This window comes from Bacillus sp. UMB0728, assembly GCF_002858875.1.
Lineage (GTDB): Bacteria > Bacillota > Bacilli > Bacillales > Cytobacillaceae > Bacillus_AB > Bacillus_AB infantis.
The window spans coordinates 629,447-655,630 of record NZ_PKLA01000003.1; the positions used below are offsets into that span (position 1 = coordinate 629,447).

Consider the following 26,184-nt stretch of genomic DNA (forward strand, 5'->3'; position numbering starts at 1 on the left):
AAGCATGCCTGGCGTGACTTGCATGCCATAGGACGCTGATTGGATATAAATATTTACACGCAATGAAAGGGATGGAAGACAGCTTCCACCCATCATCAATATTACCCGCGTCAGCTCTTTTGATACAGCTTCGTCAGGACGTCAGTGAGGTCTGCGCTGATAATCTGCAGCAGGCTGATCACCCTGGAATACTCCATCCTCGTCGGCCCAAGGACCGCGATGGTCCCCAGCTGCTCTGCCCCCATTGAATAGGTGGCAGTAATGAGGCTGCAGTTTTCCATGGCCGAGTTCTCATTCTCTCTGCCGATTTTAATATTGATTCCTGATTTATCTTTGCGTATTAAATCATAGATGCTTTCTTCCTGCTCAATCATATTCATCAGATTCCTGATTTTATTGATATCATGGAATTCCGGCTGGCTGAGCATGTTCGTCTTGCCGCCGAAAAAGAGTTTTTCATTGGCTGACAGCTTTAATATGTCAGCAAAAGAATAGAGCAGGAGATCATAGTGATTGACATGCTGCCTGAGCAGTACAGCCACTTCTTTATAGATTTTATCGTTGAGATTATCTATAGGCACACCGGCTAGCCGCTCATTCAGGATATTGACCAGTTTTTCTATTTCCCCAGGGTGGATATTCTCAGGTATGCTGAACATTTTGTTTTCCACATGCCCTGTATCAGTCACAATGATGGCTATGGCCGTATCCTTGTTCAGAGGGACAATCTGAATTTTTCTCAGCTTGTTTTCTTTAACGGCTGGACCAAGGACAATTGACGTATAGCTCGTCAGTTCTGACATGATTCTGGCAGATTTCTGCACAATCTTTTCGAGCTCATAAATCCGCTCTGCAAAGAGGGACTTAATGGTGAATATATCCTGCTGGTTCAGCTTCTGGGGTGACAAAAGATGGTCAACATAATAGCGATAGCCTTTTTCAGAAGGAACCCTTCCGGATGAGGTGTGTGTTTTCTCGATAAACCCCAATTCTTCTAAATCAGCCATTTCGTTTCGTATAGTGGCCGAACTGAAAGAAATTTCTTCTTTTTTCGACAGGCTCCTTGAACCGACTGGCTGGGCAGACCGAATGAAATCATCAACAATCACCTGGAAAATCAATAATTGACGATCTGTTAACACGTTTATCACCTCTGTTAGCACTCTTCAATAGTGAGTGCTAAATCTAATAATAAATTATCAAATTTATAGGCGCGATGTCAATCATTAGATTACACCGATGAAGGATTGAAATACTTCGTTCCCAAGAAGGCGCCCTTTTCGCGTCAGCCGGATCGACTTCCCGCCAGCTTCGATCAGTTCTAATGTCTGAAGCCTTTCCAGCTCGCTCCTGAACAGCTGAAGGGGATCTTCTTCAAATTTCTCCATAAAGCGGGAAACTTCTACACCTTCCGTCTTTCTAAGCCCCAGGAACATTTCCTCTTCCATCCTTTCAGCTTTTGTCACAATATGCGATTCCATGACAGGAAGTTTGTTTTCCGACAAGGGCTCCATATATTTCTTCAGCGGCCCGTAATTGGCATTCCGGCTCCCGCCTGCATAGCCATGGGCCCCGGCTCCAAATCCATAATACTCTTCATTATTCCAGTATGTCAGGTTATGCCTGCTTTCAAAACCGGGAAGCGCAAAATTGCTGATTTCATATTGCTTAAATCCTTCAAGATCCATTCTTTCCATAAGAAGCTCATACATCGCTGCTTCTGCATCTTCACCAGGGGAAGGAAGCTTCCCTTTTCGCATAAGATTATAAAAAACCGTCTTCGGTTCAATGATCAGTGAGTATCCGGAATAGTGCTGGATATCCAGTGTAAAGGCAGTATCCAGCGTTTCCTTGAAGTCAGCGATGGTCTGGCCCGGCAAGCTGTAAATAAGGTCTACACTGATGCTGCTGAACCCTGTTTTTTTCGCAAGTTCAATTGATGCAAATACATCCTTGGCCCTGTGTGTTCTGCCGATCCTCTTCAGCAATTCTTCATTGAAGGTCTGGACTCCAAAGCTCAGCCTGTTTACCCCGGCATCATAAAGCGCCTTCAGCTTATCTTCAGAAAGATCGCCCGGGTTTGCTTCGAAGGTGAATTCTGCCCCTTCTTCAAGAGGCATATGCTTTCTGATTGATGCGCACAGCATCTCGAGCTGGCGTGCATCCAAGGCAGTCGGGGTGCCTCCGCCAACAAAAATTGAACGGAAAGGGCTTGAGGGACGATCCTGAAGGGTCAATTCCATTTCTTTTTCAAGGGCCTGCAGATATTCATCGACCGGCTGGCCTTTAAGAAACACTTTATTAAAATCACAATAATGGCATATATGTTCACAAAACGGTATATGGATATAAGCCGCATTTATCATACGTGTCGTCACAACCTTTAATAATTTGCTCATCGGCAGATCTTTTTTTCAATAAAAAAGAGGTTAGAGCTGCTTGTATGCAAGCATATCTAACCTCCGGCAACAAATCAAACCTGGAGCCTGTTACTTTTTGGGAGTCGTATCGTCCATTTTCAGGACTGCCATGAATGCTTCCTGCGGAACTTCGACAGAGCCGACCTGCTTCATGCGCTTTTTCCCTTCCTTCTGCTTTTCAAGCAGCTTTCTTTTCCGGGAAATATCTCCGCCGTAACATTTCGCCAATACGTTCTTCCTCATCGCTTTAATCGTTGAACGCGCAACGATTTTTTGCCCGATTGCAGCCTGGATCGGCACCTCAAACTGCTGGCGGGGAATCAGGTCCTTCAGTTTCTCTACAATCACTTTTCCACGTTCATATGCGAAATCTCTATGGACGATAAAGCTGAGCGCATCGACTTTTTCAGCGTTAAGCAGAATGTCCATTTTGACAAGCTTGGATTCTTTATAGCCAATCAGCTCATAATCGAATGAGGCATAGCCTTTTGTGCTGGATTTAAGCTGATCGAAGAAGTCATACACAATTTCCGAAAGCGGAATTTCGTACACAATGCTGACCCTGGTCTCATCCATATACTGCATATCAATGAAAATACCGCGTTTTTCCTGGCAGAGCTCCATGATTGCACCGACATAATCATTTGGCGCCATCATCGTCGCCTTTACATAAGGCTCCTCTACACGGTCAATTTTCTGTGCGTCAGGCATATCTGACGGATTGTCCACTTTCAGCAAAGTGCCGTCAGTCATGACAACATCGTAGATAACGCTTGGTGCAGTTGTGATCAGGTCTATCTTGAATTCCCGCTCAATGCGTTCCTGGATGATTTCCATATGAAGCAGTCCAAGGAATCCGCAGCGGAAACCGAAGCCCAATGCCTGGGAAGTCTCCGGCTCAAACTGAAGCGCAGAATCGTTGAGCTCAAGCTTTTCAAGCGCTTCGCGCAAATCATTGAATCTGGCGCTGTCAATCGGGTACAGGCCGCAGTATACCATTGGATTCAGCTTCCGGTAGCCTGGCAGGGGTTCTGTAGCTCCATTTTTCGCGCTTGTGATCGTATCGCCGACACGTGTATCGCCGACATTCTTAATTGCTGCTGTCAGGAAGCCTACATCACCTACAGAAAGCTCAGGCAGCGGAGTTGATTTCGGTGTGAAAACGCCTACCTCCGTGACTTCGAACTCTTTGCCGGTCGCCATCATCTTGACTTTATCACCGACCTTCACTGTTCCTTCAACAACACGGATATAGGCAACAACGCCTCTGTATGCATCATAAAGGCTGTCAAAGATCAGCGCCTTCAGCGGGGCATCTGGATCTCCCTGTGGAGCTGGAACCTTTTCAACGACCTGTTCCAGAATCTCCTCAATTCCGATCCCTGCTTTTGCAGATGCCAATACAGCCTCACTGGCATCAAGCCCGATGACGTCCTCGATTTCACCGCGCACCCGTTCAGGATCTGCACTTGGAAGGTCGATTTTGTTGATGACCGGTACAATTTCAAGGTCATTATCAATGGCAAGGTACACATTTGCCAGAGTTTGGGCTTCAATGCCTTGTGCAGCATCCACAACAAGCACTGCGCCTTCACATGCTGCAAGGCTTCGGGACACTTCATAAGTAAAGTCTACGTGCCCTGGGGTATCAATCAGATGAAAAGTGTAAATTTCTCCATCTTTTGCTTTATATTTTAATTGCACAGAATTCAATTTGATTGTAATCCCGCGTTCTCTTTCCAGGTCCATGGAATCGAGCAGCTGGTCCTTCATTTCCCGCGCCGTCAAGGCATTTGTTCTTTCCAGGATTCTGTCAGCCAGCGTTGATTTCCCATGGTCAATATGGGCAATTATTGAAAAATTCCGGGTTTTCGATTGTCTTTCCAGTCTGTCTTCTCTATTCATAGCGTTCACTCCTACTATACTCGCGCATATACACTATTTTTGATTATATCAGCAGGGGTTGGAACATTCAAGGAAAAGCGGAAGCACTGAGAAGGCCACTAAAATAAAACAGCCATCTCCCGGATGGCCGATTGTTCTCTATTATTTTATCAGATCCGCCACTTTCTGTATGGCGGTGTCTGCGGCCTTTGATAGCCCTTCGGCAAGATCCCTGCCGGCAGAGGAAAAGAAATTATATGCCTTCATCTCTTCCAGCTTTTCTCTTTTCTTTTCCAGGTCATGCGAAGATACGTCCTGGCCGAGTATGGAGGCCTCCAGCTCCCCTGTACTGCTTTCATTAATGGAGAAAGCAGGATTCAGCCCTTTTTCATCATAGCCTCTCATAGCCCTCGTCCCCTCATTGGCATGCTGCATGCCAAAAAGGACGGAAATGAACATCAATGCTGCAGCAAGGAAAGCTTTTACCATAAACATTTTCATCATAATCACCTTTTTCATTCTTTGCCGGCAGGGATATTTCCGGAAGAATCTACTTTCTCTGCCTGCCAGTAATATTCACTGAAAACTTCTGCCAGAGCTTCAGCTGATCTGTACAGCTCCTCGAAGGTATTGTCCACCCCTCCGATTTCAACCAGAATCGCATGCTCGGATAAATCCTGATTGAATTTACCGTTCGTCAGGCTTCCTTCCTTTGTGAATGCCCCCCTGCTTAAGCCTTTATATTTTTTTTCCAAAAGATTATGAAGTTCATTGGCAAATGAAAGATTCTGCTCATAACCTTTATGCTCTGCACCAATGATAAAAGCGACTTTAGCAAAATCGACATCATCTATTTCCGTCGTGGTATCACTTTTCCTTTTGGCATCCCGATGGATATCAATTAAATAAGACAGATGTTGATCAGCTGCGAGTGCAGTTTCGACGGCTTCCCTTGACTGGTCATATGACTGTGAATAGCTCCAGCCTTTTCTGCTTAAGTCAGCCTGGATGTCAGTCTTGTCCACCGCTGCGCCAATGCCCTTTGCCTCCAGGGCTGATTTCAGGCGTTCTCCCACTTTGGTGATATTCTGTTCAGGATGAAATGCCTGATCAATATCCTTCACTCCATCCAAGTAAGGAAGGAAAGATTCACGATTATGCGAAAAATAAATATAAACGATCTTTTTGCCTCCGGTCGTCATCCTTGTTTCTTCATCGATACCCGCCATTTTTCCGCCGTTCATCAGGGAAGCTTCCTGTTCAGCCCGCAGCGATTCAATCGGAGGCGGGGATTCAATTGGCATATTGGGATTATTCGTTTCTTCACCCGCTGTGAGGAGTGCGCCTTCATAACCTCGAAAGGCAGGCAGTTCTCTTCCAAGCAGACTGCCCGGGTCATTCAGGCGTACATTCGTGGACAGTTCGAATAATAGGCCTGAAAGGGGAGGGGGCACCGGTCTATCCGGCAGCGCTGCATGGAAATGGTGATTCTCCAAACCAATCAGCTGGTACAGCCCCTCTGCTTTCATATTGGACAGCGCAGCCCTGATAGATTCAGGGACAGCCCTATATTCATTGCCCGGAAAAGCAACAGCCCCGCTGACTGCAAATACCAGGCCGGAAAACAGCAGACAGGCTGTGCTTGCCTTCAGAAATCCAGACCCAATCATCCCCGGGCGGTTATCAGTTGGTTTCGCTGTTTTCATAGGTCCACCTCTTCAGCTTAAGTCTAGTAAATCTTATGACTGTGCTAGAGTAGATAGAACCTCAAGAAGGCTACCTAGTATAAAAACCGGAATTTTCCTGGTTGATCCTGCTATGGAGGGCAGCATTCAGCCCATTGGCTACCAGATTGGACATATCCTCCATAAACACATCCACCTCTTTCGGTGTTACCATCAGATTATGGCCGATAGGAGAAAGCACCTCATAAATCAGCTTTCTCTTTTCTTCATCTGGAAGTGTGCCGACAATGCCAAGGAAAGTCTGCCGCTGCTGTTCTTCTGGCAGGTCTTCCTCTGTGAGCTTCTTCCTTTTCCCGAAATTCATGCCTGCAGGGGCCAGCGCCCGGGATGGCCTGTCACCTTCCTTAAGCTCCCTGCCGAAATGCTTAAGAATGAAATCAATTGTATCGCTTGTGATGCTGACTGCATCCACGACGGTCGGCACCCCAATTGCAATCACTGGAATCCCGAGAGTTTCCCTGCTGAGCTCCTTCCGCTTGTTGCCTACTCCTGAACCCGGATGGATGCCTGTATCAGAAATTTGGATGGTAGAGTTCACCCTTTCAATTGAGCGGGCGGCCAGGGCGTCAACTGCAAGCACAAAATCCGGCTTCGTCTTCTCCACTACCCCAAAGATGATATCGCTTGTCTCGATCCCGGTCAGCCCCATAACGCCAGGGGCAAGGGCACTTACTGGCCTGTAGCCCTCTTCAACATTTTCCGGCTGAAGCTGATAAAGGTGGCGTGTGACCAAAATATTTTCACAAACCTGGGGTCCCAGTGCATCGGGCGTGACATTCCAGTTTCCGAGACCAACGACAAGGCAGCTTGCATCTTTCTTGATCCCCATCCCCTCAATGAAACGGGCCAATTCACTTGAAAACACATTTTCGACCTTCTGCTGAAGCTCTGTGTCCTGCTGCCTGATACCCTGGACCTCAATGGTTAGATACTTGCCTTCTTTCTTCCCGAGGGATTTGGCGCCTTCTGATGTCACCTCAACATAAGATATCTTGAGATCATCTTCTTCTTTTTCTTTAATTATGACCCCTTCAAGCTGAGAGAGATTCTCTTCTTTCCCAAGGTTTTTTGAGCGTTCATCCATTACTATCTCCCTGGCTTCAATGGCAAGGTCGGTTCTTATTGAATAGCTGCTAAGATCTAATGGTTCTTTCACATTGCTGCCCTCTTTTCTTCAATCCGGCCTGGGCCGGTGCTTTTTCCTAGCTTTGCCTGAACCGCGCCAATTCATTCAGAAGCTGTCCCGCCTGGAGCCTATGTTCATTTGCTTCCCTAAAATGATCAAACTGCTTTTGGGTCCTTCCCGGCAAAAAGAATTGATTTTAAACTACAGTATTGCATTATTAGCATGCCTTTGATAAAATAGCACTTGTTCTTAATTATTGTTAATGAATGATATGAAAGTCGAGTTAATATAATCTCGATTGCTTTTTTCTAGGAGGTGAATGGAATGCCAAACATTAAATCTGCTATTAAACGCGTAAAAACAAGCGAAGCCCGCAATGCTCAAAACGTGACTGTTAAGTCTTCAATGCGTACTGCTGTCAAGAAAGCTGAAGCTGCAATCGTGAACGAAGATACAGCTGCTGCTAAGACTGCATATGCGAACGCAGTCAGCCAGCTTGACAAAGCTGCTGCAAAAGGCCTTATCCACAAAAACGCTGCTGCACGCAAGCAATCTCGTCTTGCTAAAAAACTAAACTCTTTGAACGCGTAATCGTTTAAAGATTCCCGGCTATCTTCACAGATAGCCTTTTCTTATGCCGTAAAAATGAAAAAAATGGCCTTTTGGGCCATTTTTTTATTTTGTCTGTTTGTGGAGGGCATGGTCGTGGAGCCTGAACAAAAACATCTCAATAAGCATTTCCTTGTTCATCCCCCCTGTTTTCATCTCATAATCTGCTTCTGCCAGAAGCTTCATGATGCGGGACAGTTCTTCATCTCCGAAAAGCTGGGCCTGTCCGGCTGCAAGCTTGACCCTGAAGGGATGGACCTTTAAGTATCCGGCCGTCTGCTGCTGGCCGTATCCCCTTCTCGACAGCTCCTTCACCTGGTAGATCAGCCTGAATTGGCCGGTCAGAATGGAAAGAATTTTAATCGGCTCTTCATTTTGCTTTAAAAGATCATAATAAATCCGCAGTGCCTCATCTATTTTTCTGTGGACCACCTTGTCGACAAGGGTGAAAATATTCTGCTCAAGCGACCTGGCAACCAGCTTGTCAACTGCCTCGGCATCAATCAGCTTTTCCTCGTCGGCATATAAGGCCAATTTATCAATTTCACCTGTCAGCATAAAGAGGTTGGTACCTGCCAGAGTCAGCATAAGCTGCACGGCATCCTCCTCAATCTGGACGCCGTTCTGGGCAGCCCTTTCCCTGATCCAGACTTTCAGCTCCTGCTCCCCCAGTTTTTTGGCCTCAAGGACACTTGCTTTTTTCTTCAGTTCCTTCGTAATCTTTTTTCTATCATCCAGCTTTTCATAGGGTGCCGCAAACACAATAATTGAATATGGCGACGGCTCTTTTAAATAGGATTCCAGCTTGGCCAGATTATGCTCAGTCTTCCCCTTTGTCTTTTCGGAAGTCAGAAAAGAGGGGTTGTGAAGAAAGATGAGCCTCTTATCCCCCATGAAAGGGAAGGTCTCTGCATCCTCAAGTGCCGCTTCTATTGGTGTTTCCTCCAAATCATATGTAGACAGATTAAAATCGCTCTCGTCTTCAGCCAGCACATTGTTGATAAGCAGCTGTTTTGTTTCATTAATCAAAAAGCCTTCTGTTCCGTATAATAAATATATCGGGGTAAATTGTTTGTTATTTATTTGCTTCCACACATCTAAAACCAATTGTCTCGCTCCGTTCAATACTTTTTTTCCTACTCCTATCCTAAAGAAGACCGGACGATTTGACAAGCATTCAAAGGAACCGGGCTCGCCGATGCCCAGTTCCCATCTATATTGAACGTCGCCAGCCAAGGCCTAGGATACTTGATTGGCGGCGGTGCGAAAACATTGTGATGTTATTTTCTGCTGCGCGAAATCAAACTATTTGTGACAACTCCTTCTAGTCCAGGAAAACGCACACAGGAATTGTGGATTTTTTTTTATATATCGCTTATACTAAAAATGATATAGGAGGGGTAGACTGTGAACGAATTTGAAAAGAACGTCCAAAGCAAACGCAACGATGCTGTTGATTCCGGCGTAGGGTTTGCCGTATCTTTCGGCTTTTTCGCATTATTGTTTGTTATTGCAACAGTCATTAAATTCATTGGAGCGTAAAAACAGCTACATAGCGTAAATTTATGGAGACTGCATACACATGCAGTCTCTTTTCATTTCTGCTTATGAAGCCTGCGGTGAATGGGAAGGGCTTTCTTAATCTTATATTATGGGAGCTTGAAGGAAAACGTTCCTGCCTTTTCGGTAAATGTGTAGGTAATTGCCCCATGAATATCAGTTCTCAAGATTTTTATTTTCTCTGAACTCAATCTTGAAAGTACTTCTTGGTGAGGATGCCCATACCGATTGTTCCTCCCGGCAGAGATGACGGCCGCTTTAGGCTCAATTTGCCGCAGAAACTGGCTCGAACTGGAGGAATTGCTTCCATGGTGCCCCGCTTTGAGTATATCTGCCTTTAAATGAGGATATTTTTGGATGATCCTGCCTTCTCCTTCCTCCTCAAGGTCGCCTGTAAAAAGCCAGCGCAACCCTCCGGCTTTCGCCAGGATGACAAGAGAACCATCGTTTTTACTTCCATATTCTCTGCCCTGGATGGGGGAGATGATTTGGAAGCTGCTGCTGCCAGCCTGCCATCCGCTCCCTGATTCAGCATAGACCACTGGTATGGACAGTTCATCCGCCCGCTGGATCAGCAAATTTTCAAGCTCCCCGCCCTCACCTCCTCTAGGGAAGACGATTTCATTGATTTTAATCTCATCCAGCACACCAGCTGCTCCCCCTATATGATCAGCATCCCCATGGGTCAGGATCAGTCTGTCCAGCCGGGAAATTCCTCTGCTCTTCAAAAATGGCACCACAATATCCTTCCCTGGATCAAATATATCTTTTCTTTTTTCCCATTCATCGGTTTCAAACTGAAGCCTGCCGCCTGTATCGATTAAATAATCTCCCTTGCCATAGGGCAGGGAAACCAAAATGCTGTCACCCTGCCCTACATCCAGAAAGGTGATTTCCCCTTTTGGAGAGAATTTTTGTTCCAATGGCTGAAAGGAGAAAAGCAACAGCATGCCTGCGGCCATTTTAAGGGTAAAGTGCTCTTTCTTCCTTTCCCATATGATCAATAATGCTGGTACTCCTGTTATATACATGGCCAAAGCAGGCCCGGATGGCTTCCCCAGCACCAACACAGCACCAGGCAATGATCCGAGCTTTCCGGCGGCCAAATTGGCCATACCTGCGCTCCACTCAAGCACCTGCAGGATCATGCCGGCATTCCCACCTGAAAGTAAATGCAAAAGGAATCCCAGCAGGATGCCAGGCAAGAGGATAAATGAAAAAAAGGGGATGTAAAGAAGATTTGCGAAGAGAGCGAAAAGCGATATCTCATAAAAGAAGAAGAGAATGATCGGGGCGGATGCAAGCTGGGCAGCCAATGAAACAGCCACGCTTTGGGATATCCAGTGGTTCAGATTTTTAAAGATTGAGGGAGCTGAGATAATAAGGACAAAGCTGACACAAAAAGACAGCTGAAATCCGGGTTCGTAGACTATATGAGGGGAGAAGAAAAGGCAAACGGCAAAAACAGAGCTTACGGCATCAATCGGCTGAAGCTTCTTCTTTCCTCTTGCAGCCAGCGAATAGATCAGCATACACATCAACATCAGTACAGCCCTGGTGACAGAAGGAGCCCCGCCGGTCAGGACGGCGTAAACCGGCAAGAACAGCAGCAGCAGGAATTTCATCCTTTTACTGGGGACGCCTGCTCTTTTCCCTATATAAAGGATCATGGCTGCCAGGAGGCCGACATGAAGGCCGGATATCGCCAGAAGATGCACAATGCCGAGCTTCTGATAGTCCTTCAGCAGACTGGTGTCCATCAGGCCCCTTTCTCCAAAAACAAGGGCGGCTGCCAGCGGTGCAAGGCTCCCGGGGAATTCCGTTTCAATATAAGCGATCCCTGACTGCCTCAGCCTCTTTATTTTTGCAACAGGATGGCTTGCCGTGCCGGAACACCGGCTGAGCATCAGCGAATCAGCTTCAAGAATCCAGAACGTCTGCTTTCTTTCCAGATAAAGCCTGTAGTCAAATCCATTCGGATTAGCTGCCTGCATGGGCTTTTCGAGAATGCCATCCACGCGGCATACCAGCCCTGGAACCAGATTGTTCCGCAGCAGCTGCTTTTCTTTCTGTGAATCCAGCTTATAGGCAAGAAGCAGTTTTTCCCCTGTCTTTCTGTCGCGTGAGTTTACAGAAAGGCTGTTTCCATCAATCTTCATTTCTGACAGCTCCAGCTGAAACGTTTTCTCGGCTCCGCTTAATACACTGTGATTTCCCTTTTCTGCAAAATAACCTCTGCAGGCAAATATCAGCAGCGTAATAAATAAAAGAAGAATCAACATTTTTGAGAATCGTTTTATTAGTGCAAATAGGCACATAAGGAATACGGCAAATAGCGATAATGCTATGTTCCCTTCCAGCACGATCACCAGTCCAGCCAGGGCAGCAGCAGCAAAATAAAAAGAATTCCCCTTCACTGATACCTCCAGTCCAGTTACTTAGCTGTAATGCCAGCCCCGGTTCCAAAAAGCTCCCCGGCTTCTGCCTGAAGTTTATCAATCCGCTCATGGTCTGTCCCGTTTTGCTTCATCTCTTCCAACAGGTTTTTAATATATTCAGCCTTTTCCGCACGGTTAAATTCGAGAGAAATTTCTTTGTGCATTACCTGCTCCACCCTGACGCCTGCCTGTTCAAACAGCTCAATTGCATACGGATGGTTTTTGTAGGCTTCAGCGTAATACACTGTTGCAATGCCAGCCTGTATGATAGCCTTGCAGCATTGAAGGCATGGGAAATGCGTGACATAAATATCCGCTCCTGCAGTGGGCACACCGAATTTGGCACATTGCAGGATGCTGTTCATCTCAGCATGTATAGTCCTGACGCAATGATTATCGATGACATAGCAGCCGTGGTCGATGCAATGGTCTCCTCCTGCTATCGAACCGTTGTATCCGCCTGCAATGATGCGTTTGTCGCGGACAATTGTAGCCCCGACTGCCAGCCTTGTACATGTGCTCCTTAAAGCCAGCAAATGGCTTTGAGCCATAAAATATTGGTCCCATGATAAACGCTGTTCCATTTTTCTCCTCCTAAAATCTCTTTGTTATAGAATAATCTCCTGGTACAAGTTTAATCTCTTTTTCAAAAGCACGTCAATGAGGCTCATTTCAATTTTATATAAGATTTAAGCTTTTCAAAGGTTTTTTCACCTATCCCGCTAATCTGCATCAAGTCCTCAAGCGACTGGAACGGACCTTCCGTTTCCCTGTACTCAATGATGGCAGCTGCTTTTGATGGGCCAATCCCCGGAATATCCTGAAGCTCCTCACTCCCCGCACTGTTGATATTTACCATTCCATCTTCTCCCGAGGCTGCACTGATAGCCTGTGCTGGTTCAGTTCCACCTGACAATTCCTCCCCCTCCTCCGGTACGTAAATAACCATTTCATCGCCCACTCTCTGGGCAAAGTTTATCCGGGCCTCATCTGCGTTTTCTGTCAGCCCCCCTGCCTTCTGAATAAGATCAGCCACACGCTCTCCGTCAGCTGCTTCATATAAACCCGGGTTCCTCACACTCCCCTTCACATCAACCTTAATGACAGGCGGAGCAGCTTCTTTTTCTTTTTCTTTTTCTTTTTCCTCTTCCTCCCCCAGGCCAGGCAATGACTCCAGCTCCTCCTCCATCTGCAGACTTTCAAGCGGGTCACCATCCCCTTTGTTTCCCTGAAGAAAAAAATAAAACAGCAAAATTAATAAGAAAGCCGCACCAATCCCAGCCAGCGGGCGGCGCTTGATCCAATCCAGCATGATCGCATCCCCTTTCAAGGTATATTTGAGTTTTCAATTTCATATCGTTATATGAGATATCTTGCTGTCAAAGGAGGGTTATTTATGAATGTCGGATTTATCGGTACAGGGAATATGGGGAAAATTCTTATCCAGGCCTTGCTTGATGCCAAAGCCGTTCCTCCCTCCTCTGTGACGATTACAAACAGAACTTTGGAGAAAGCGGCAGAGATACAGAAAGAGTACAGCGGCCTGAAACTTGCGGAGGGAGCAGCCGAAACGGCTGCCAATTCGGATTTGATTTTCATTTGTGTGAAGCCTCATGATTTTGCGGATGTGATCCAGGAAATCCGGCCATATTTAAGTGATGCGGATTGCGTGATTTCAATAACAAGCCCTATCAGCGCCGAACAGCTCGAATCTTTTGTCCCCTGTTCAGCAGCACGGGTGATTCCAAGCATCACCAACAGGGCACACGCAGGTGTGGCTCTTGTTACTTACGGGGAGCATTTCAGGGATGAATGGAAGCAGAAACTCATGCCGCTTATCGAGGCCATTGCCAAGCCTGTGGAAATAGAAGAAGAAATAACAAGGGTATCATCTGACATCGTAAGCTGCGGACCTGCATTTTTCAGTTATCTGACACAGCAATTCATTAATGCGGCCGTTGCGGAAACAAAAATAAATCGGGAGACTGCCACTGTTCTTGCCAGCGAAATGCTGATCGGGATGGGAGAGCTGCTGAAAAAGGGGCATTATACCCTTCCTGCCCTTCAGCGGAAGGTCTGTGTTAAAGGAGGAATAACCGGTGAAGGAATAAAGGTGCTGGAGAAGGAATTAGGTGATGTTTTTCGGCATGTGTTCCAGGCAACACATTCTAAATTCGAGGAAGATCTTACACAGGTCAAAAAACAGTTCACTGTCCATTAACATTCTCTGCTTCCTTTCAAAATTCCTTCTGCTGCCGCTGACTTTTTTTGAACAGCCTTACAGGAATACGAAAAAAAGCAAAAGCCGCCCCCCATGGGAGCGGCTTTTGCTAGTTTTTGCGGCAAATGAAAAAGATCCTTTCCGACTCTTGCGCCGGGAGCTCGGTCTCAAAATCCGCTGTTATTTCCAGCAGGGTAAACCCTGCTTTTAAAAGCCAGTCTTTATAGATATCTATAGGATAAGTGCGCTGCAGATGGAGCTCATCATATCTGTCATATTTCATGAGCGAAGGGTCCAGCTGAAAGAAAGTCAATTCATGTTCAACACTGAAAGGATGCTCCCCAGGGAAGCATTCCCATATATAAGAGATTTCATCTTCATTCAAGGCAAAGGTCTGATCCCTGAAGATATGCTCCATCTTATAGACTGAATGCACATCAAAGATGAACAAACCGCCTTCCTTCAGGTGCCTTCCCACACTTTCGAATGTCTGCTCAACCTCTTTTTCGCTCTGAAGATAGTTCAGGGAGTCACAGAAGATCCCTGCAATATCATACTCGCCAAGCCCCTCGAGTTCTGACATGTCCTGCTGATAGAAAGAGATATCTGCCCCCTGCTCCATCGCTTTTGCCTGGGCGACAGCGAGCATATCCTCCGATAAATCAACTCCGGTTACATCGTATCCGGCTTGTGCGAGACGGACAGAAAGCTCCCCGGTGCCGCAGGCAAGATCAAGAAGGCGCTTCCCTTCAATCCTGTACTTCTCCGTACTGCTTTTTACTGTTTCCACCCAGCCTTCATAAGGCACATCCTTCATCAGTGCATCATAAAGGTAGGCGAACTTCCCATAGGTCATTGTCCAAGCACGCTCTGGACATCCACTGAAGGTGCATCGCCCCACAGGCGTTCTAAGTTATAATAGCTTCTCTCATCCTTATGGAAAACATGGGCTACAACATCCCCGAGGTCAACGAGTATCCATCTCGCCTCGTCAAATCCTTCCATCCGGTTGACTGTATAGCCAAGCTCTTCGCTCTTTTCTTTCATTTCACGGGCGATTGCCTGGACTTGCTTATCAGAATTACCGTGGCAAATCAGAAAATAATCTGAGATGAGGGAAATCCCTTTCATATTCAATACCACAATATCTTCTGCTCGTTTATCATCGGCTGCTTTTACAGCCATATCTAATAAGGCGCGTTCACTCATTTAATCAGTCTCCTTTTTCATTACAAGATCATTATACGACAGAAAAGTCAGCGGAAACACCGGCTGATTCTTCTTCATTAAAAACGTGATTGTATTCTGCATTGCTTTTATTAAGGCTGAATCAAGATCTGTTTCAGCCAGTTTCCGGACTTCATCCACACCCGGAAAATGCCGGCCGGGTTCAATATAGTCGGCGAGATAAATGATTTTATCAAGTAAGGGCATTTGCGGCCTTCCTGACGTATGATACCGGATTGCATCCAGGATTTCAGGATCGGTCACCCCTGCCTCTGTTTCAGCAAGGTAGGCACCAGCAGGGGCATGCCAAAGCTCGCTGTTGTACATAAGGAGCTCCTCAGGCATTTTTTGCACTATGATAATCCTCTTCATTTCATCCTTCGGGCGGAACTTGGCATAATCATGGAGAATAGCTGCCGTTTCAGCCTTCTTGATATCAGCCCCAAAGGTGCGGGCAAGGCCGATTGCTGTTTCCATCACACCGATTGTATGCTGGTAGCGGTGTTCTGTTAACTGTTTCTTTACTATTTTTAGATAAAATTCACGATCCATACAAACGATTCTCCTCAATATACTTCCTGACGCTTTCCGGAATTAGATAGCGCACGGTATCTCCCTGGCTGAGCCTTTCCCTGATCATGCTCGATGAAACATCCATCTGCGGCACATCAACCGGGACAACCGGATAGTCAGTACGGCTGCTATAGGAAGGCCTGCCGACGCCGGCAAAGACGGCAAGCTCAAGGAGGTCATTTATTTTATACCACTTCGGCAGATACTCAATCATATCAGCCCCGATGATAAAATAGAATTCGGTATCCTTATTCTGCTCTTTAAGCAGCTTCATTGTATCATAAGTGTAGGATGGCCCCCCGCGTTCCATTTCAATCGTCTGGATTTCAAAGCGCGGGTGCCCCTCAATTGCAAGCTCCAGCATTTCTACCCTTGCTTGATCAGATGCAGCTGAAGACTTCTTTTTATGCGGGGGATCCTGGTTTGGCATAAACCAGACCTTGTCCAATGAAAGGGAATGGAGCACCTCATTTGCAATCAGCAGATGGCCATGATGGGGAGGATTGAATGTACCTCCAAGAATGCCGATCCTCTTCACCTGCAGTCCTCCTTATGCCGCCTCTTGGCTGCAAACATGCCTTCATTATGGCAGCTGGATTTGTTTGTTTTCTTTTGATTCTTTATAAATGACGATCATATTGCCGATGATCTGCACCAGCTCTGCTTTAGTCCCTTTAACGAGCTTCTCAGCCACTTCGTCTCTATCTTCATCACAGTTCTGCAGGATGCTTACCTTCAGCAATTCCCTTGCCTCGAGCGCTTCCCCGATCTGTGATATCATATTTTCGTTCACCCCGCCTTTTCCAACCTGAAAAATCGGGTTCAAGTGATGTGCTTTTGAGCGCAATAATCTTTTTTGTTTTCCTGTTAACATGTTTGTCCTCCCAGTTGTGTAATAACGCCTGCTTCCATCCTGTCTGTATCCGGAAAGGTTCCAGTCCACCTTTCAAAGGCCAATGCCCCCTGACAGACAAACATTTTCAGGCCATTCTGGATGGATGCACCTTTGTTTTTAGCTTCCCGCAAAAATTTGGTTTCAAGCGGGTTATATATTATATCGCTGACAAAAGCACCGGCCTTCAGATTATATAGTCCAAAGGGCAATGCATTTACGTCGGGCAGCATGCCGATCGGTGTTGTCTGGATGATGATATCATACTCAGCCAGTTTTTCTTCTGCCTGCTGAAAGCCTAAAGCATCCGTTCTGACAGGAAAGGGGCATTTATCCGCAAGAGCCTCCGCCTTTGCCGCTGTCCGATTGCAGATATCTATTGCCTGAACGCCTTTTTGTGCGAGCGTATAATAGATTGCCTTTGCCGCTCCGCCTGCTCCGGCAATCAGGATTTTTTTCCGGCTGAAATCAGGCACCTCAGAAGCGAGGCCTCTTACATAGCCCTCCCCATCCGTGTTGTACCCAATCAATTTCCCATCTTTATTAAGGACAGTATTCACCGCCCCGATTGCCTCTGCCAGCTGATCGATTTCATCCAGGAATGGCATGATTTCTGTTTTATGGGGTACAGTGACATTAAACCCTGCAACCCCGATTGCCCGGAGCCCCTTCACTGCGTCCCCTAAATCTTCCCGTCTGACTTTTAGCGGAACATAGCAGGCATCCAGTCCATATATACCAAACAGATCATTATGCATCGCCGGCGACATTGAGTGGCCAATCGGATCGCCGATTACAGCAAAGAGCTTTTTCAAGTCCCTCTCCCCTTTCTGTTAAATCAGGGATTTCCTTACCATCGCCTGCACTCCTTTTGGTACATAAGCGGCAACCTTCGTTCCCGGCTCACTCACTGTAACCCAGCCCAAACCAGAAATCACAATATCGGTTTTCCCTTCCTTGACAGTGAATTCATGCCTGACAAGCTCAGGAAATTCATCCATCTGTTCAGGGCGGGGCGGCGTCAGCATTTCCCCTGCGTGCTTCTCATACAGTTCATCTGCATTCTCAAGCTTTGTGCGATGGATATTGATTTCGTTGGATACGTGGCAAATGAATGCCTGTCTGCTTCCGCTGATAAAATCAAAGCGCGCCAGGCCGCCAAAAAATAAGGTCTGCCCTTCATTAAGCTGATATACCTTTGGCTTGATTTCCTTCTTAGGCATAATCACCTTAAAGTCACGCTTATCGACAAAGTGGGCCATCTGATGATGGTTGATGATGCCCGGTGTATCAACAAGAGCTTTGCCGTCCTCTAAAGGTATCTCGATAATATCCAAAGTTGTCCCTGGAAAATGAGAAGTGGTGATGATATCCCCTTCTCCTGTTACCTCCTTAAGGATCCGGTTGATGAAGGTTGATTTGCCGACATTTGTACAGCCGACTACATACACGTCCTTGCCTTCCCTGTACTCATCTATCGCAGAAGCCACCTCCTGGATCGACTGCCCTTTCGCAGCACTGACAAGGAACACATCTTCCGGCCGGAGCCCCAGATTTTTCGACTCCTGCTTCATCCAGTTGATCAGTTTATTCCGCTTCACTGATTTTGGAAGCAGATCTGCTTTATTGCCGACCAAAAGAACCTTGTTGTTCCCTGTAAAACGATGCAGCCCCGGAAGCCAGCTTCCATTGAAATCAAAGATATCGACAATCTTGACGATCAGAGCATCGCTTCTTCCGATTTCATTCAGTATTTTAAGAAAATCATCATCAGTTAAGCTGACATCCTGGACCTCATTATAATGCTTGAGGCGGAAACAGCGCTGGCAGACAATCGCCTCTTTCTCTAAAGCTGATTTTGGCGCGTAGCCGAGCTCCTCGGGATTTTCTGTCTGGACCTTCACTCCGCAGCCTATACATACATATTGTTCACTCACGCATTAATCCTCCCATTGAATCTTGCCTTTTTTTCTGAACCAATTTAGAATCCGCCTTTCGACTTTGCGGTTAAATCTTGTTACAAATCCGTCCGTCTGGGCAACCGGGACGACAAGGATCGTATGGAACCCGCTCCTGTTGCCGCCTAGAACATCAGTCAGCAGCTGGTCACCTATGACAACAGTTTCTTCTTTTTTCAGGCCCATTTCACCCAAGGCCCTGTTAAATGCCCTTGTCATCGGCTTGCGCGCCTGGAAGATGAACGGAATGCCCAGGGGCTCAGAAAAGGCCTTTACACGGTTTTCTTTATTATTCGAAACAATTGTCACCTTAATATTCTGATGCTTCATTTCCTCAAACCATTTGATAAGCTTCGGGGTAGCAAGAGGCCTGTCCCACTCAACAAGCGTATTGTCCAGGTCAGTGATGATCCCCTTTACTCCCTTTGCCTTAAGGCTTTCGGGTGTTATTTCAAATATATTCTTAACATGCTGATCAGGCAAAAAATGCTTTAACATTGAAAACACCTCATTATTTTCATCCATTTTTGCAATGTATCCATCATACCCAATTTTAACCGCCAGTTCAAAATAAATCTTGCAAAGAGTGATCCATTTCTAAAAAGATGCCTAACAGGCTGCAAATAGATGCTCGTCTTTATTCCAAAGGTTATCTTAAACATTGTTGTTGATTTTGGGCTCATTTGAGCCGGATATTCAGCTGTGCTGAAATGCGTGTGAAACAGAGTTTCACAGGAATGAGGCCAAAATCAGCATGAAGCAATGACAAGGCCATTCCAAAAAACAACTAAATATTTTTCGACAAAATTCAAAGCGCTTCCAGCATGTGGATAACTTTATTCACAAAACCCACTATGTTTTATATAATATTTTCCCCTTTATAAACAAAATAATCACAGGTTATCCACCGGTCTATGTGGATAATCAGAACGGTTGTTCCTGCCGTTTATTTCTGATAGAGTAAGGGTACAACAAAACATCTTACATTATATGTATATAAATATGCTTTTTAGAACCGTTATTTTACCGGACAGGAGGTACGGATTTAAATGCGCAAGCTGTCGGACGAACTGCTGATTGAATCTTATTTTAAAGCCAGGGAGCTGAACCTCAGCCCGGACTTCATCCGCCTGATTGAAACAGAAATCCACAGGCGTTCATTGACACATAAGATAAGGGTTTCCTCTTAAACAACAATGATACATACACATTCCAGACAGCATGAAAGAACAGAGGGTGAGCCCAGGGCTCACCCTTTTGCTTTGCTCTATATATCAGGAATCACTGCTGCACAAATTCCCCTATTGCTTCCCCGACCTTGATATGCGCTGGAAGCTGAAGATTGTCCGCAGGCTTGAAGGTGCCTGCTTCAAATAGAAGGACCACGGTCGACCCAAAGGAGAAATAAGCCATTTCTTTTCCTTTTTCAAGCTGTTCTCCTCTATGTGTCGCTTCAATAGTATTGACAAACATCGCGCCAACCTTAACAATGGCCAGATGGCCAAAAGCGTGTGCTACCTCGGTAACAGTACGATAATTTTTGGATAGGGGAGCTTTACCATATTTCAGTCCATGCTTATTGACTGGATAGGATTTGCCGCCCAGGGTCCATTGCCCTTCTACAGTCCCTGTCACCGGGCTGTGAATGCGGTGATAATGGCTCGGGCTTAAGTAAAAAATCATATAATGACCATTCCTGTATTTCCCCAGGGCATCCTGATTGCCAAGCATTTCTTCAATGGAATAGACCTTTCCTTTTACGGTGATCATGTGGTCATCCTGAATGATCCCAATATCTTCGATCACTGCATCAACCGGGCTGCTTGCAGCAGCCGGACTTGCGTCCGCCGGGCGCAGCCCTCCCTTCAGCTGCCGGATGAAGAAGTCGTGAAGTGTAGGATATTCGTCGATGGACCTGTCCATTTCTTCCATATTAATATTATAGGCATTTGAAAATGGCCGAATCATGATGCGGCTCTTTTTCGAGCGTGCAAACCTGCGCAGAAGTGCAGAGGTTCCTTTGCCGTTAGTAAGTTCAATGAACATTCGATATATTGGACGAATCAAGGTTTCAGCCTCCAGTGTTTGAGAATGCTCTTTACGTACATGCATAAAAGACTTAAAATAAAATATTATTATATAACAAATCGAAAATAAGTTGTATCCTTTCCGGCTTATAAGGAGTGAAGAGATTGTTCTTATTGGAGGTTTTTGACAGCACGGTCAAAAAATTAAAGACCCAGACAGCGAATGCTTTAACACTTCTAAATCTTTCGCTCGGCGGTTTTGCCATCATTTACAGCCTTAAGGGCAGCCTGAATCTCAGCCTTTTGCTCATTTTTATCGCTGCGCTTGCCGACCGCTTTGACGGCATGGTGGCCAGAAAGCTGAATATTGAATCAGAGCTTGGCAAACAGCTGGATTCCATGAGTGATATTATATCATTTGGCGTGGCACCGGCGTTACTCATTTATCAATCTGTTCTGTTTGATTTCGGGGCTCCCGGCTCCTTTTTCACCGTCTTTTATATAGCATGCGGTGCTTTCAGGCTGGCCCGCTTCAATATTTCAGAGAATACCGGCTATTTTACCGGGCTGCCAATTACCGCGGCAGGCTGCCTGGCCACACTCAGTTTTCTTGCTGTCCCATACTTTCCTCAGCATTTTTATTTATACCTCATGATGCTCCTTTCCCTTCTGATGATCAGCCCATTCAGGCTGAAGAAAATGTAAAAGCTAAATTGTATTTAAAAAACCGCACAGAATATGTGCGGTTTTCTTTGTTATCACTTTTCAGTCAGATTCAGGAATTCTTCTACATCGTCCATACACAGCTTTACAGCTTTTTCCCAGAAATCAGGCTTAGTCAAATCTGCATTCAAATGCTTCATCGCCAGATCCTCGACTGTCATGGAAGCTGTATCTTTAAGCAGGCTGATATATTTTTCTTCATACCCTTTGCCTTCTTCCAGTGCATTAGCATAAATGCCAAGGGAGAAAAGATATCCGAATGTATAAGGGAAATTATAAAACGGAACCCCGGTAATATAGAAGTGAAGCTTAGATGACCAGAATGACGGATGATACTCATCCAGAGCATTGGCGTAGGCTTCTTTTTGGGCATTGAGCATCAGTTCATTAAGGCGCCTGCCGCTTACCATGCCATTTTTGCGCTCATTGTAAAAGCTTGTTTCGAAAAGGAAACGGGCATGGATATTCATCAGGAGTGCCACAGAACGCTGAATTTTGTCCTCCAGCAGGGCCAGCTTTTCCTCTTCTGTTGCCGCATTTTTAACCGCTGCGTCAGCCACGATCATTTCAGCAAAGGTAGAAGCCGTCTCCGCGACATTCATGCTGTAATTCCTGTTAAGCGGATGCAGATCTTTCATGGCATAAGTATGGAAGCCGTGGCCCAGTTCATGCGCAAGCGTGGACACGTTTGAAGGAGTCCCGGAATAGGTCATGAAAATTCTGGACTGGCTGCTTTCAGGGAAGTAAGTATGGAAACCTCCTGGACGCTTGCCGGGACGGTCCTCAGCCTCGATCCACTTATTTTCGAATGCCATTTTTGAGAATGAGGTCATTTCCCCGCCAAATTTAGAGAAATGATCCAGAATGAATTCCGCTCCCTCCTGATAAGGCACCTTAGTCTCTGTAGAACCAAGCGGAGCATCAAGATCATACCAGCTGAGTTTTTCAAGCCCAAGCAGGCTTGCCTTACGGTTCAGGAATTTTACCAGCGGCTGTTTGTTTTTGGAGATAACTCCCCACATTGCATCCAGTGTTTCTTTTTTCATCCTGTTGATTTCAAGCGGCTCTTTCAGAACATCGTCCCAGCCGCGCATTTTGTAAACATTCAGCCTGAAGCCGGCAAGATGATTTAGTGTCTTTGCCAGATAATCCTGTTCTTTGTCCCAGGCATTTTCCCATTCTTTAAATACATTCTTCCGGACACTTCTTTCCGGGCTTGAAAATTTATTGGCTGCCTGGCCGACAGACAAAAGCTGTTCCTGCCCTTTATCACTGAAAGGAATCCTGATTTTTCCGACGATTACATCATACATCTGCCCCCAGCTGTGATACCCGTCGATACCGAGTGCATTGATGAGGGATTCCTCCTGCTTGGACAGCTTTTCGGCTGCCCTTTCCCGGCGCTCTGTCAGGACGAACTCGAGCTCTGACAATCCATCCGCCTGCAGGAGCTGCTTCCAGTCCTCGTCAGAAAAACCGGCCAGCTTCTCGTCAAAATCAGTCAGCGCATTCTGAAATCCTGCACTTAGTACTGTGACTGCAGCACGGAGCTCATTGGCTTTGCTGTCAGCCATATTCTGTGCTTCAAGGCAGCTTACAAAGGCTCCTGCCTGGCGCAGTTTCTTGGTGGTGCTTTCAAATTTCCCGATCAGATTCAGCAGCGTCTGCTGATCCTGCTCTGCCGATGATGGCTGCCAGCCTTCTGTCAATGCGATAAATTCATCGATCAGCTGTTTTGTCTGATCTATATGTACGGCAAAATCCCCGGAGGAGCTTCCCCCTTCGAAAAAAACATCCAAATCCCAAACTTCTGAATATAAAGCTGTTGCCATTGCAAGTCCCCCCTTATGTATTCTAGTCTATTATAGGTTTATTTTTCCGAAATTTCTATCAATATGCATGATTATAAGGGAAGGCCGGTCCACCTTCCCCATCGCTGCTAGCAGTTGCCATAATAGGTCCATCCCCCGAACACGATCAGCAGGATCAGGAGTACGACAATCAGCGCATACCATGCGCCACCTGCCCTGTAATAAGGCACTGGCGGAGGCGGCGGATAGTACGGATATGGATAATACACTGCTCCCTTACCTCCCTTCAGACTAAGCTTCCAGATGAAAATATTCAGACTTTCTGATGTATTTTATGCTGTACAAATGCCCCTGTTTGGGCAAACATGCCGGTTTCCGCTAAAAAGAGCACAAATTTGTAGCAATTCATGGCCGGGTGAATACCCTGCATTATAGCTCACTGGAACGGGGGGTATTCCATGAAGATCATTTCCATCTGCCGGAGATGCAAAGGAACAGGCCGGTCTTCAGCTTGCAGGCTGTTCAAGAAAACCTGCTCTCTTTGCGGAGGATGCGGAAAAATAAAAATCACCATCTCAGATCGGCAAAAAAGCACGGGGCACTCATAAAGTTTCTCCTTCCTATAGAAGTACAGATTTTCAAATGGACAAGCATATGGCATCTTTAGGCTCTTTTATGTCTTTTCTGATATAATATTGTCAGCGCACAGGCTTATTGGGAAGCCTGTGCGCTGACTATACATAGCTGGAGTGGATACAATGAAGCTGAGAATAGCATTAATTCTCCTGTTTTCCTTCACCATTCTCATCATGCTGACTGGATGCACCCCTGAAAAAGAGGAGCAAAACAGCAGCCAGGAGAAGGAGCAGGAAGTGACAGAGGAAGCTTATGACATTAAAAAGGCAGAAAAACAGCAAATCAGCAATATTTATGGCCTTGGCTATCCTGGTAATGATGACGCGCTTTATACAGCAGAAGAAGATGGCCTGAAGTTCTATAAAGACGGACAATGGTTTGAGCAAAATAAAAACAAGCATATGTATACGGGCTTCCAGGCAGTCGAAAACGGATTTATCTCAAGCGGAAAGCCTGCAGAAGGAGCTGGACTAAGAAGCCCGCTCGGCATTATCAAGAGCGATGATAAAGGAGCTACCCTGTCACAAATCAAGTTTTACGGCAAAGACCAGTTTTACTTCGTGGCCGCAGGCTTCAGCGGAGAGACCCTGTATATCATAAGCCAGGAGCCTGAATCAGAGCTTGGTGCCGGTGTTTTCCGTTCCACTGATAAAGGAGAGAACTGGGAGCCGGTGGAATTGGAAGGAATGGAGTCTGATACTCTAGGAATGATAGCTGTCCACCCTTCAAAGGAAGGCATGATGGCCATGTCTACCCGCTCAGGGATCTTCCTGTCCAATGATTTCGGAAAGACGGTCCAAAGAGTCTCAGATCCTGTCATGACAACTGCACTGGCATTTACGGAGGACCGTCTGATCTATTCTTCAGTAGAAAATGAAAAAATCCTTTTAAAAAGCCTTGACCTTGCCAGTTTGGAAACTGAGGGGCTTGATATCCCTTTTCTGAGTTATGACAACCCGATTACTTATATTGCTGCCAATTATAAGAAAGCCGGCACCATCTCGTTTTCCACCTATTTATATGATATATACGAATCTGCTGATTCCGGAGCACATTGGAACCAGCTGCTGAAGAACGGAAGAATTAAATAAAGAAGAGCACTATCTCCAGTGCCCTTCCTGTTAAGCAGGGATTATTTATCCCCGCTTTTTCTTTTCTCTTTTTCTGCCCGGTAAAATTCGTGGAACATTTTCATGAGCGCCCGCTTCTCAATCCTGGATACATAGCTCCTCGATATCCCGAGCTCCTTGGCAATTTCCCTCTGGGTCTTTTCTTTCTTTAAATCAAGCCCGAATCTGCCGATGATGACTTCTTTCTCCCGGTCATCCAGCACATCAATATACTCCTTAACCTTCTCCAGTTCCATATTCAGCTGAATCGTGTTAATAACATCCTCCGACTCAGACTTCAGCACATCAATCAGGGAGATTTCATTTCCTTCTTTATCCTGGCCGATCGGATCATGGAGAGAAACATCCTTCTTTGTTTTCTTAAGGGCCCTGAGATGCATGAGGATTTCATTTTCGATACAGCGTGCGGCATAGGTTGCAAGCTTTGTGCCTTTCCCTTCCGAATAGCTTTCGATCGCCTTGATCAGACCGATGGTGCCTATAGAAATGAGATCTTCTGAATCCTCTCCCGTGTTTTCAAATTTTTTCACAATATGCGCCACAAGCCGCAGATTATGTTCAATCAGCATATTGCGTGCATGGGCATCGCCTTCCGCCATGAGCCGCAGATACTTCCTCTCGTCGGCAGCTGAGAGCGGCTGGGGAAAAGCATTGTTTTTTACATAAGAGACAAGGAAAACAATCTCCTTTACCAAATAGCCAAGTGCTGTTGCAATTCCTGACATAAATGCACCCCCGCTTTCTAGGACTATTGCCTATAACTAATTCCTATGAAAGCGCAAGCCATGTTTTGTCTGTCCCACATATATTTTTCCAAACAATCATGCCGGGCAGTGCTGCCCGGCCAGCTGTACAGCATTAGACAAAACAGCTTATTCTCTATAAAATATAAGGACATGATATGAAAGAGGTTAAGTTATGTCACCGCAAAAATTAATCATTTTATTGGTTCTTATTATAGTCTTATTATCAACCGCAGCGGAGTTTATCTTTGAAGGGATTTCGGCAAGGGGGCTCTTCCTGCTGGCAGCGACTGCCGGCTTGACGTTTTATCTGTGGAAGCGTCCGGAGAGAGAGAAATAAGCTTAAGCGGGGATTTTTCCCGGATGAAGCAGAATAGTGGTCCTACCTCACTCCGCTGGAACCACTATCTCCGAATTAAAGCAGAATAGTGGTCCTACCTCACTCCGCTGGAACCAGTATT

29 protein-coding genes are annotated in these 26,184 nt (G+C 46.0%); 7 read left to right on the forward strand and 22 right to left on the reverse strand.

Translation table 11 applies throughout. From position 1 onward, the window contains the following. Positions 1–110: 110 nt before the first annotated feature. From hrcA to gpr, 6 genes are all read right to left on the reverse strand, one after another. Positions 111–1,142 carry a heat-inducible transcriptional repressor HrcA gene (hrcA, locus tag CYJ37_RS14240; RefSeq protein WP_009796262.1) on the reverse strand — a complete coding sequence of 344 codons (1,032 nt, stop codon included), beginning with the start codon at positions 1,140–1,142 and terminating at the stop codon, positions 111–113. Positions 1,143–1,226: 84 nt separating this feature from the next. After that, on the reverse strand, positions 1,227–2,366 hold the full coding sequence (gene hemW, locus CYJ37_RS14245; RefSeq protein WP_022544210.1) for a radical SAM family heme chaperone HemW: 1,140 nt from the start codon (positions 2,364–2,366) through the stop codon (positions 1,227–1,229). A 123-nt stretch (positions 2,367–2,489) separates the two neighbouring features. After that, positions 2,490–4,325 carry a translation elongation factor 4 gene (lepA, locus tag CYJ37_RS14250; protein ID WP_094767029.1) on the reverse strand — a complete coding sequence of 612 codons (1,836 nt, stop codon included), beginning with the start codon at positions 4,323–4,325 and terminating at the stop codon, positions 2,490–2,492. 141 nt (positions 4,326–4,466) lie between these two features. Next, the gene (locus CYJ37_RS14255; RefSeq protein WP_224951539.1) at positions 4,467–4,808 is read right to left on the reverse strand and encodes a YqxA family protein; all 342 of its coding nucleotides are present in this window, start codon (positions 4,806–4,808) and stop codon (positions 4,467–4,469) included. An 11-nt stretch (positions 4,809–4,819) separates the two neighbouring features. Beyond that, positions 4,820–6,010 (reverse strand): stage II sporulation protein P, encoded by a 1,191-nt coding sequence (spoIIP, locus tag CYJ37_RS14260; protein WP_101550348.1) that lies wholly within the window; start codon positions 6,008–6,010, stop codon positions 4,820–4,822. 70 nt (positions 6,011–6,080) lie between these two features. Beyond that, positions 6,081–7,205, reverse strand: coding sequence for a GPR endopeptidase (gpr, locus tag CYJ37_RS14265; protein ID WP_009796267.1), 1,125 nt, complete (start codon positions 7,203–7,205; stop codon positions 6,081–6,083). Positions 7,206–7,499: 294 nt separating this feature from the next. On the opposite strand from gpr, the gene rpsT reads away from it, so the two are divergent. Beyond that, positions 7,500–7,766 (forward strand): 30S ribosomal protein S20, encoded by a 267-nt coding sequence (gene rpsT, locus CYJ37_RS14270; RefSeq protein ID WP_009796269.1) that lies wholly within the window; start codon positions 7,500–7,502, stop codon positions 7,764–7,766. An 84-nt stretch (positions 7,767–7,850) separates the two neighbouring features. Here rpsT and holA read toward each other — a convergent pair whose 3' ends face one another. Further along, entirely contained in the window at positions 7,851–8,891 is a 1,041-nt protein-coding gene (holA, locus tag CYJ37_RS14275) for a DNA polymerase III subunit delta (RefSeq protein ID WP_009796270.1), read from the reverse strand. A 300-nt stretch (positions 8,892–9,191) separates the two neighbouring features. Between holA and CYJ37_RS14280 the strand changes: the two genes are divergently transcribed. Further along, complete coding sequence (locus CYJ37_RS14280) at positions 9,192–9,326, forward strand: YqzM family protein (RefSeq protein WP_009796271.1); 135 nt, start codon at positions 9,192–9,194, stop codon at positions 9,324–9,326. 107 nt (positions 9,327–9,433) lie between these two features. On the opposite strand, the gene CYJ37_RS14285 is transcribed toward CYJ37_RS14280, so the two are convergent. The 3 genes from CYJ37_RS14285 to CYJ37_RS14295 form a co-directional block, all read right to left on the reverse strand. Beyond that, positions 9,434–11,761: a DNA internalization-related competence protein ComEC/Rec2 gene (locus CYJ37_RS14285; protein WP_101550350.1), complete on the reverse strand. Its 2,328-nt coding sequence runs from the start codon at positions 11,759–11,761 to the stop codon at positions 9,434–9,436. Between the two features lie 17 nt (positions 11,762–11,778). Continuing rightward, the gene (locus CYJ37_RS14290; protein WP_009796227.1) at positions 11,779–12,366 is read right to left on the reverse strand and encodes a ComE operon protein 2; all 588 of its coding nucleotides are present in this window, start codon (positions 12,364–12,366) and stop codon (positions 11,779–11,781) included. A gap of 83 nt (positions 12,367–12,449) precedes the next feature. Then, positions 12,450–13,094: a helix-hairpin-helix domain-containing protein gene (locus tag CYJ37_RS14295; RefSeq protein ID WP_101550352.1), complete on the reverse strand. Its 645-nt coding sequence runs from the start codon at positions 13,092–13,094 to the stop codon at positions 12,450–12,452. A gap of 84 nt (positions 13,095–13,178) precedes the next feature. Here CYJ37_RS14295 and comER point away from each other — a divergent pair, with 84 nt between their 5' ends. Continuing rightward, positions 13,179–14,003, forward strand: a complete 825-nt coding sequence (gene comER, locus CYJ37_RS14300) for a late competence protein ComER (RefSeq protein WP_101550354.1) — start codon at positions 13,179–13,181, stop codon at positions 14,001–14,003. A 109-nt stretch (positions 14,004–14,112) separates the two neighbouring features. Here comER and CYJ37_RS14305 read toward each other — a convergent pair whose 3' ends face one another. The 8 genes from CYJ37_RS14305 to CYJ37_RS14340 are packed head-to-tail and all read right to left on the reverse strand — an operon-like array spanning position 14,113 to position 19,151. Further along, positions 14,113–14,859: a class I SAM-dependent DNA methyltransferase gene (locus tag CYJ37_RS14305; RefSeq protein ID WP_101550356.1), complete on the reverse strand. Its 747-nt coding sequence runs from the start codon at positions 14,857–14,859 to the stop codon at positions 14,113–14,115. Then, the gene (gene rsfS / locus CYJ37_RS14310) at positions 14,856–15,212 is read right to left on the reverse strand and encodes a ribosome silencing factor (protein WP_009796232.1); all 357 of its coding nucleotides are present in this window, start codon (positions 15,210–15,212) and stop codon (positions 14,856–14,858) included. The genes CYJ37_RS14305 and rsfS overlap by 4 nt, the downstream gene beginning before the upstream one ends. Next, positions 15,213–15,782 carry a bis(5'-nucleosyl)-tetraphosphatase (symmetrical) YqeK gene (gene yqeK / locus CYJ37_RS14315; protein ID WP_101550358.1) on the reverse strand — a complete coding sequence of 190 codons (570 nt, stop codon included), beginning with the start codon at positions 15,780–15,782 and terminating at the stop codon, positions 15,213–15,215. After that, entirely contained in the window at positions 15,772–16,341 is a 570-nt protein-coding gene (locus CYJ37_RS14320; protein ID WP_101550360.1) for a nicotinate-nucleotide adenylyltransferase, read from the reverse strand. The genes yqeK and CYJ37_RS14320 overlap by 11 nt, the downstream gene beginning before the upstream one ends. Before the next feature lie 45 nt (positions 16,342–16,386). Further along, a complete protein-coding gene (yhbY, locus tag CYJ37_RS14325) occupies positions 16,387–16,677 on the reverse strand; it encodes a ribosome assembly RNA-binding protein YhbY (RefSeq protein WP_101550362.1) in 291 nt (96 codons plus the stop codon). Next, positions 16,671–17,510 (reverse strand): shikimate dehydrogenase, encoded by an 840-nt coding sequence (gene aroE, locus CYJ37_RS14330; RefSeq protein ID WP_009796236.1) that lies wholly within the window; start codon positions 17,508–17,510, stop codon positions 16,671–16,673. Before aroE ends, yhbY begins: the two co-directional genes overlap by 7 nt. A gap of 18 nt (positions 17,511–17,528) precedes the next feature. Further along, positions 17,529–18,632: a ribosome biogenesis GTPase YqeH gene (gene yqeH / locus CYJ37_RS14335; protein WP_009796237.1), complete on the reverse strand. Its 1,104-nt coding sequence runs from the start codon at positions 18,630–18,632 to the stop codon at positions 17,529–17,531. A 3-nt stretch (positions 18,633–18,635) separates the two neighbouring features. Next, positions 18,636–19,151: a YqeG family HAD IIIA-type phosphatase gene (locus CYJ37_RS14340; protein ID WP_101550594.1), complete on the reverse strand. Its 516-nt coding sequence runs from the start codon at positions 19,149–19,151 to the stop codon at positions 18,636–18,638. Positions 19,152–19,702: 551 nt separating this feature from the next. On the opposite strand from CYJ37_RS14340, the gene CYJ37_RS14345 reads away from it, so the two are divergent. Continuing rightward, positions 19,703–19,843: a sporulation histidine kinase inhibitor Sda gene (locus CYJ37_RS14345; protein WP_009796240.1), complete on the forward strand. Its 141-nt coding sequence runs from the start codon at positions 19,703–19,705 to the stop codon at positions 19,841–19,843. Positions 19,844–19,934: 91 nt separating this feature from the next. Here the strand turns inward: CYJ37_RS14345 and CYJ37_RS14350 are convergent, their stop codons facing one another. Next, a complete protein-coding gene (locus tag CYJ37_RS14350) occupies positions 19,935–20,720 on the reverse strand; it encodes a phosphatidylserine decarboxylase (RefSeq protein ID WP_035403641.1) in 786 nt (261 codons plus the stop codon). A 125-nt stretch (positions 20,721–20,845) separates the two neighbouring features. On the opposite strand from CYJ37_RS14350, the gene pssA reads away from it, so the two are divergent. After that, a complete protein-coding gene (pssA, locus tag CYJ37_RS14355) occupies positions 20,846–21,385 on the forward strand; it encodes a CDP-diacylglycerol--serine O-phosphatidyltransferase (RefSeq protein ID WP_101550364.1) in 540 nt (179 codons plus the stop codon). Positions 21,386–21,438: 53 nt separating this feature from the next. Here pssA and CYJ37_RS14360 read toward each other — a convergent pair whose 3' ends face one another. After that, the gene (locus CYJ37_RS14360) at positions 21,439–23,235 is read right to left on the reverse strand and encodes a M3 family oligoendopeptidase (RefSeq protein ID WP_101550366.1); all 1,797 of its coding nucleotides are present in this window, start codon (positions 23,233–23,235) and stop codon (positions 21,439–21,441) included. A 107-nt stretch (positions 23,236–23,342) separates the two neighbouring features. Continuing rightward, positions 23,343–23,483 carry a hypothetical protein gene (locus CYJ37_RS27305; RefSeq protein ID WP_009796244.1) on the reverse strand — a complete coding sequence of 47 codons (141 nt, stop codon included), beginning with the start codon at positions 23,481–23,483 and terminating at the stop codon, positions 23,343–23,345. A 489-nt stretch (positions 23,484–23,972) separates the two neighbouring features. Between CYJ37_RS27305 and CYJ37_RS14370 the strand changes: the two genes are divergently transcribed. Next, positions 23,973–24,941, forward strand: coding sequence for a F510_1955 family glycosylhydrolase (locus tag CYJ37_RS14370; RefSeq protein WP_101550369.1), 969 nt, complete (start codon positions 23,973–23,975; stop codon positions 24,939–24,941). Positions 24,942–24,982: 41 nt separating this feature from the next. Here the strand turns inward: CYJ37_RS14370 and sigK are convergent, their stop codons facing one another. Next, a complete protein-coding gene (gene sigK / locus CYJ37_RS14375) occupies positions 24,983–25,705 on the reverse strand; it encodes an RNA polymerase sporulation sigma factor SigK (RefSeq protein ID WP_009796248.1) in 723 nt (240 codons plus the stop codon). 193 nt (positions 25,706–25,898) lie between these two features. Between sigK and CYJ37_RS27310 the strand changes: the two genes are divergently transcribed. Then, positions 25,899–26,063, forward strand: coding sequence for a hypothetical protein (locus CYJ37_RS27310; RefSeq protein WP_009796249.1), 165 nt, complete (start codon positions 25,899–25,901; stop codon positions 26,061–26,063). Positions 26,064–26,184 lie beyond the last annotated feature (121 nt).

Excerpts from the sequence above, each read along its gene's own strand:
- hemW (WP_022544210.1), bottom strand. The coding sequence starts at position 2,366 with ATGATAAATGCGGCTTATATCCATATACCGTTTTGTGAACATATATGC.
- lepA (WP_094767029.1), bottom strand. The coding sequence starts at position 4,325 with ATGAATAGAGAAGACAGACTGGAAAGACAATCGAAAACCCGGAATTTT.
- CYJ37_RS14255 (WP_224951539.1), bottom strand. The coding sequence starts at position 4,808 with ATGATGAAAATGTTTATGGTAAAAGCTTTCCTTGCTGCAGCATTGATG.
- spoIIP (WP_101550348.1), bottom strand. The coding sequence starts at position 6,010 with ATGAAAACAGCGAAACCAACTGATAACCGCCCGGGGATGATTGGGTCT.
- rpsT (WP_009796269.1), top strand. The coding sequence starts at position 7,500 with ATGCCAAACATTAAATCTGCTATTAAACGCGTAAAAACAAGCGAAGCC.
- CYJ37_RS14290 (WP_009796227.1), bottom strand. The coding sequence starts at position 12,366 with ATGGAACAGCGTTTATCATGGGACCAATATTTTATGGCTCAAAGCCAT.
- CYJ37_RS14295 (WP_101550352.1), bottom strand. The coding sequence starts at position 13,094 with ATGCTGGATTGGATCAAGCGCCGCCCGCTGGCTGGGATTGGTGCGGCT.
- comER (WP_101550354.1), top strand. The coding sequence starts at position 13,179 with ATGAATGTCGGATTTATCGGTACAGGGAATATGGGGAAAATTCTTATC.
- CYJ37_RS14305 (WP_101550356.1), bottom strand. The coding sequence starts at position 14,859 with ATGACCTATGGGAAGTTCGCCTACCTTTATGATGCACTGATGAAGGAT.
- rsfS (WP_009796232.1), bottom strand. The coding sequence starts at position 15,212 with ATGAGTGAACGCGCCTTATTAGATATGGCTGTAAAAGCAGCCGATGAT.
- yqeK (WP_101550358.1), bottom strand. The coding sequence starts at position 15,782 with ATGGATCGTGAATTTTATCTAAAAATAGTAAAGAAACAGTTAACAGAA.
- yhbY (WP_101550362.1), bottom strand. The coding sequence starts at position 16,677 with ATGTTAACAGGAAAACAAAAAAGATTATTGCGCTCAAAAGCACATCAC.
- CYJ37_RS14340 (WP_101550594.1), bottom strand. The coding sequence starts at position 19,151 with ATGTTAAAGCATTTTTTGCCTGATCAGCATGTTAAGAATATATTTGAA.
- CYJ37_RS14345 (WP_009796240.1), top strand. The coding sequence starts at position 19,703 with ATGCGCAAGCTGTCGGACGAACTGCTGATTGAATCTTATTTTAAAGCC.
- CYJ37_RS14360 (WP_101550366.1), bottom strand. The coding sequence starts at position 23,235 with ATGGCAACAGCTTTATATTCAGAAGTTTGGGATTTGGATGTTTTTTTC.
- CYJ37_RS14370 (WP_101550369.1), top strand. The coding sequence starts at position 23,973 with ATGAAGCTGAGAATAGCATTAATTCTCCTGTTTTCCTTCACCATTCTC.
- sigK (WP_009796248.1), bottom strand. The coding sequence starts at position 25,705 with ATGTCAGGAATTGCAACAGCACTTGGCTATTTGGTAAAGGAGATTGTT.
- CYJ37_RS27310 (WP_009796249.1), top strand. The coding sequence starts at position 25,899 with ATGTCACCGCAAAAATTAATCATTTTATTGGTTCTTATTATAGTCTTA.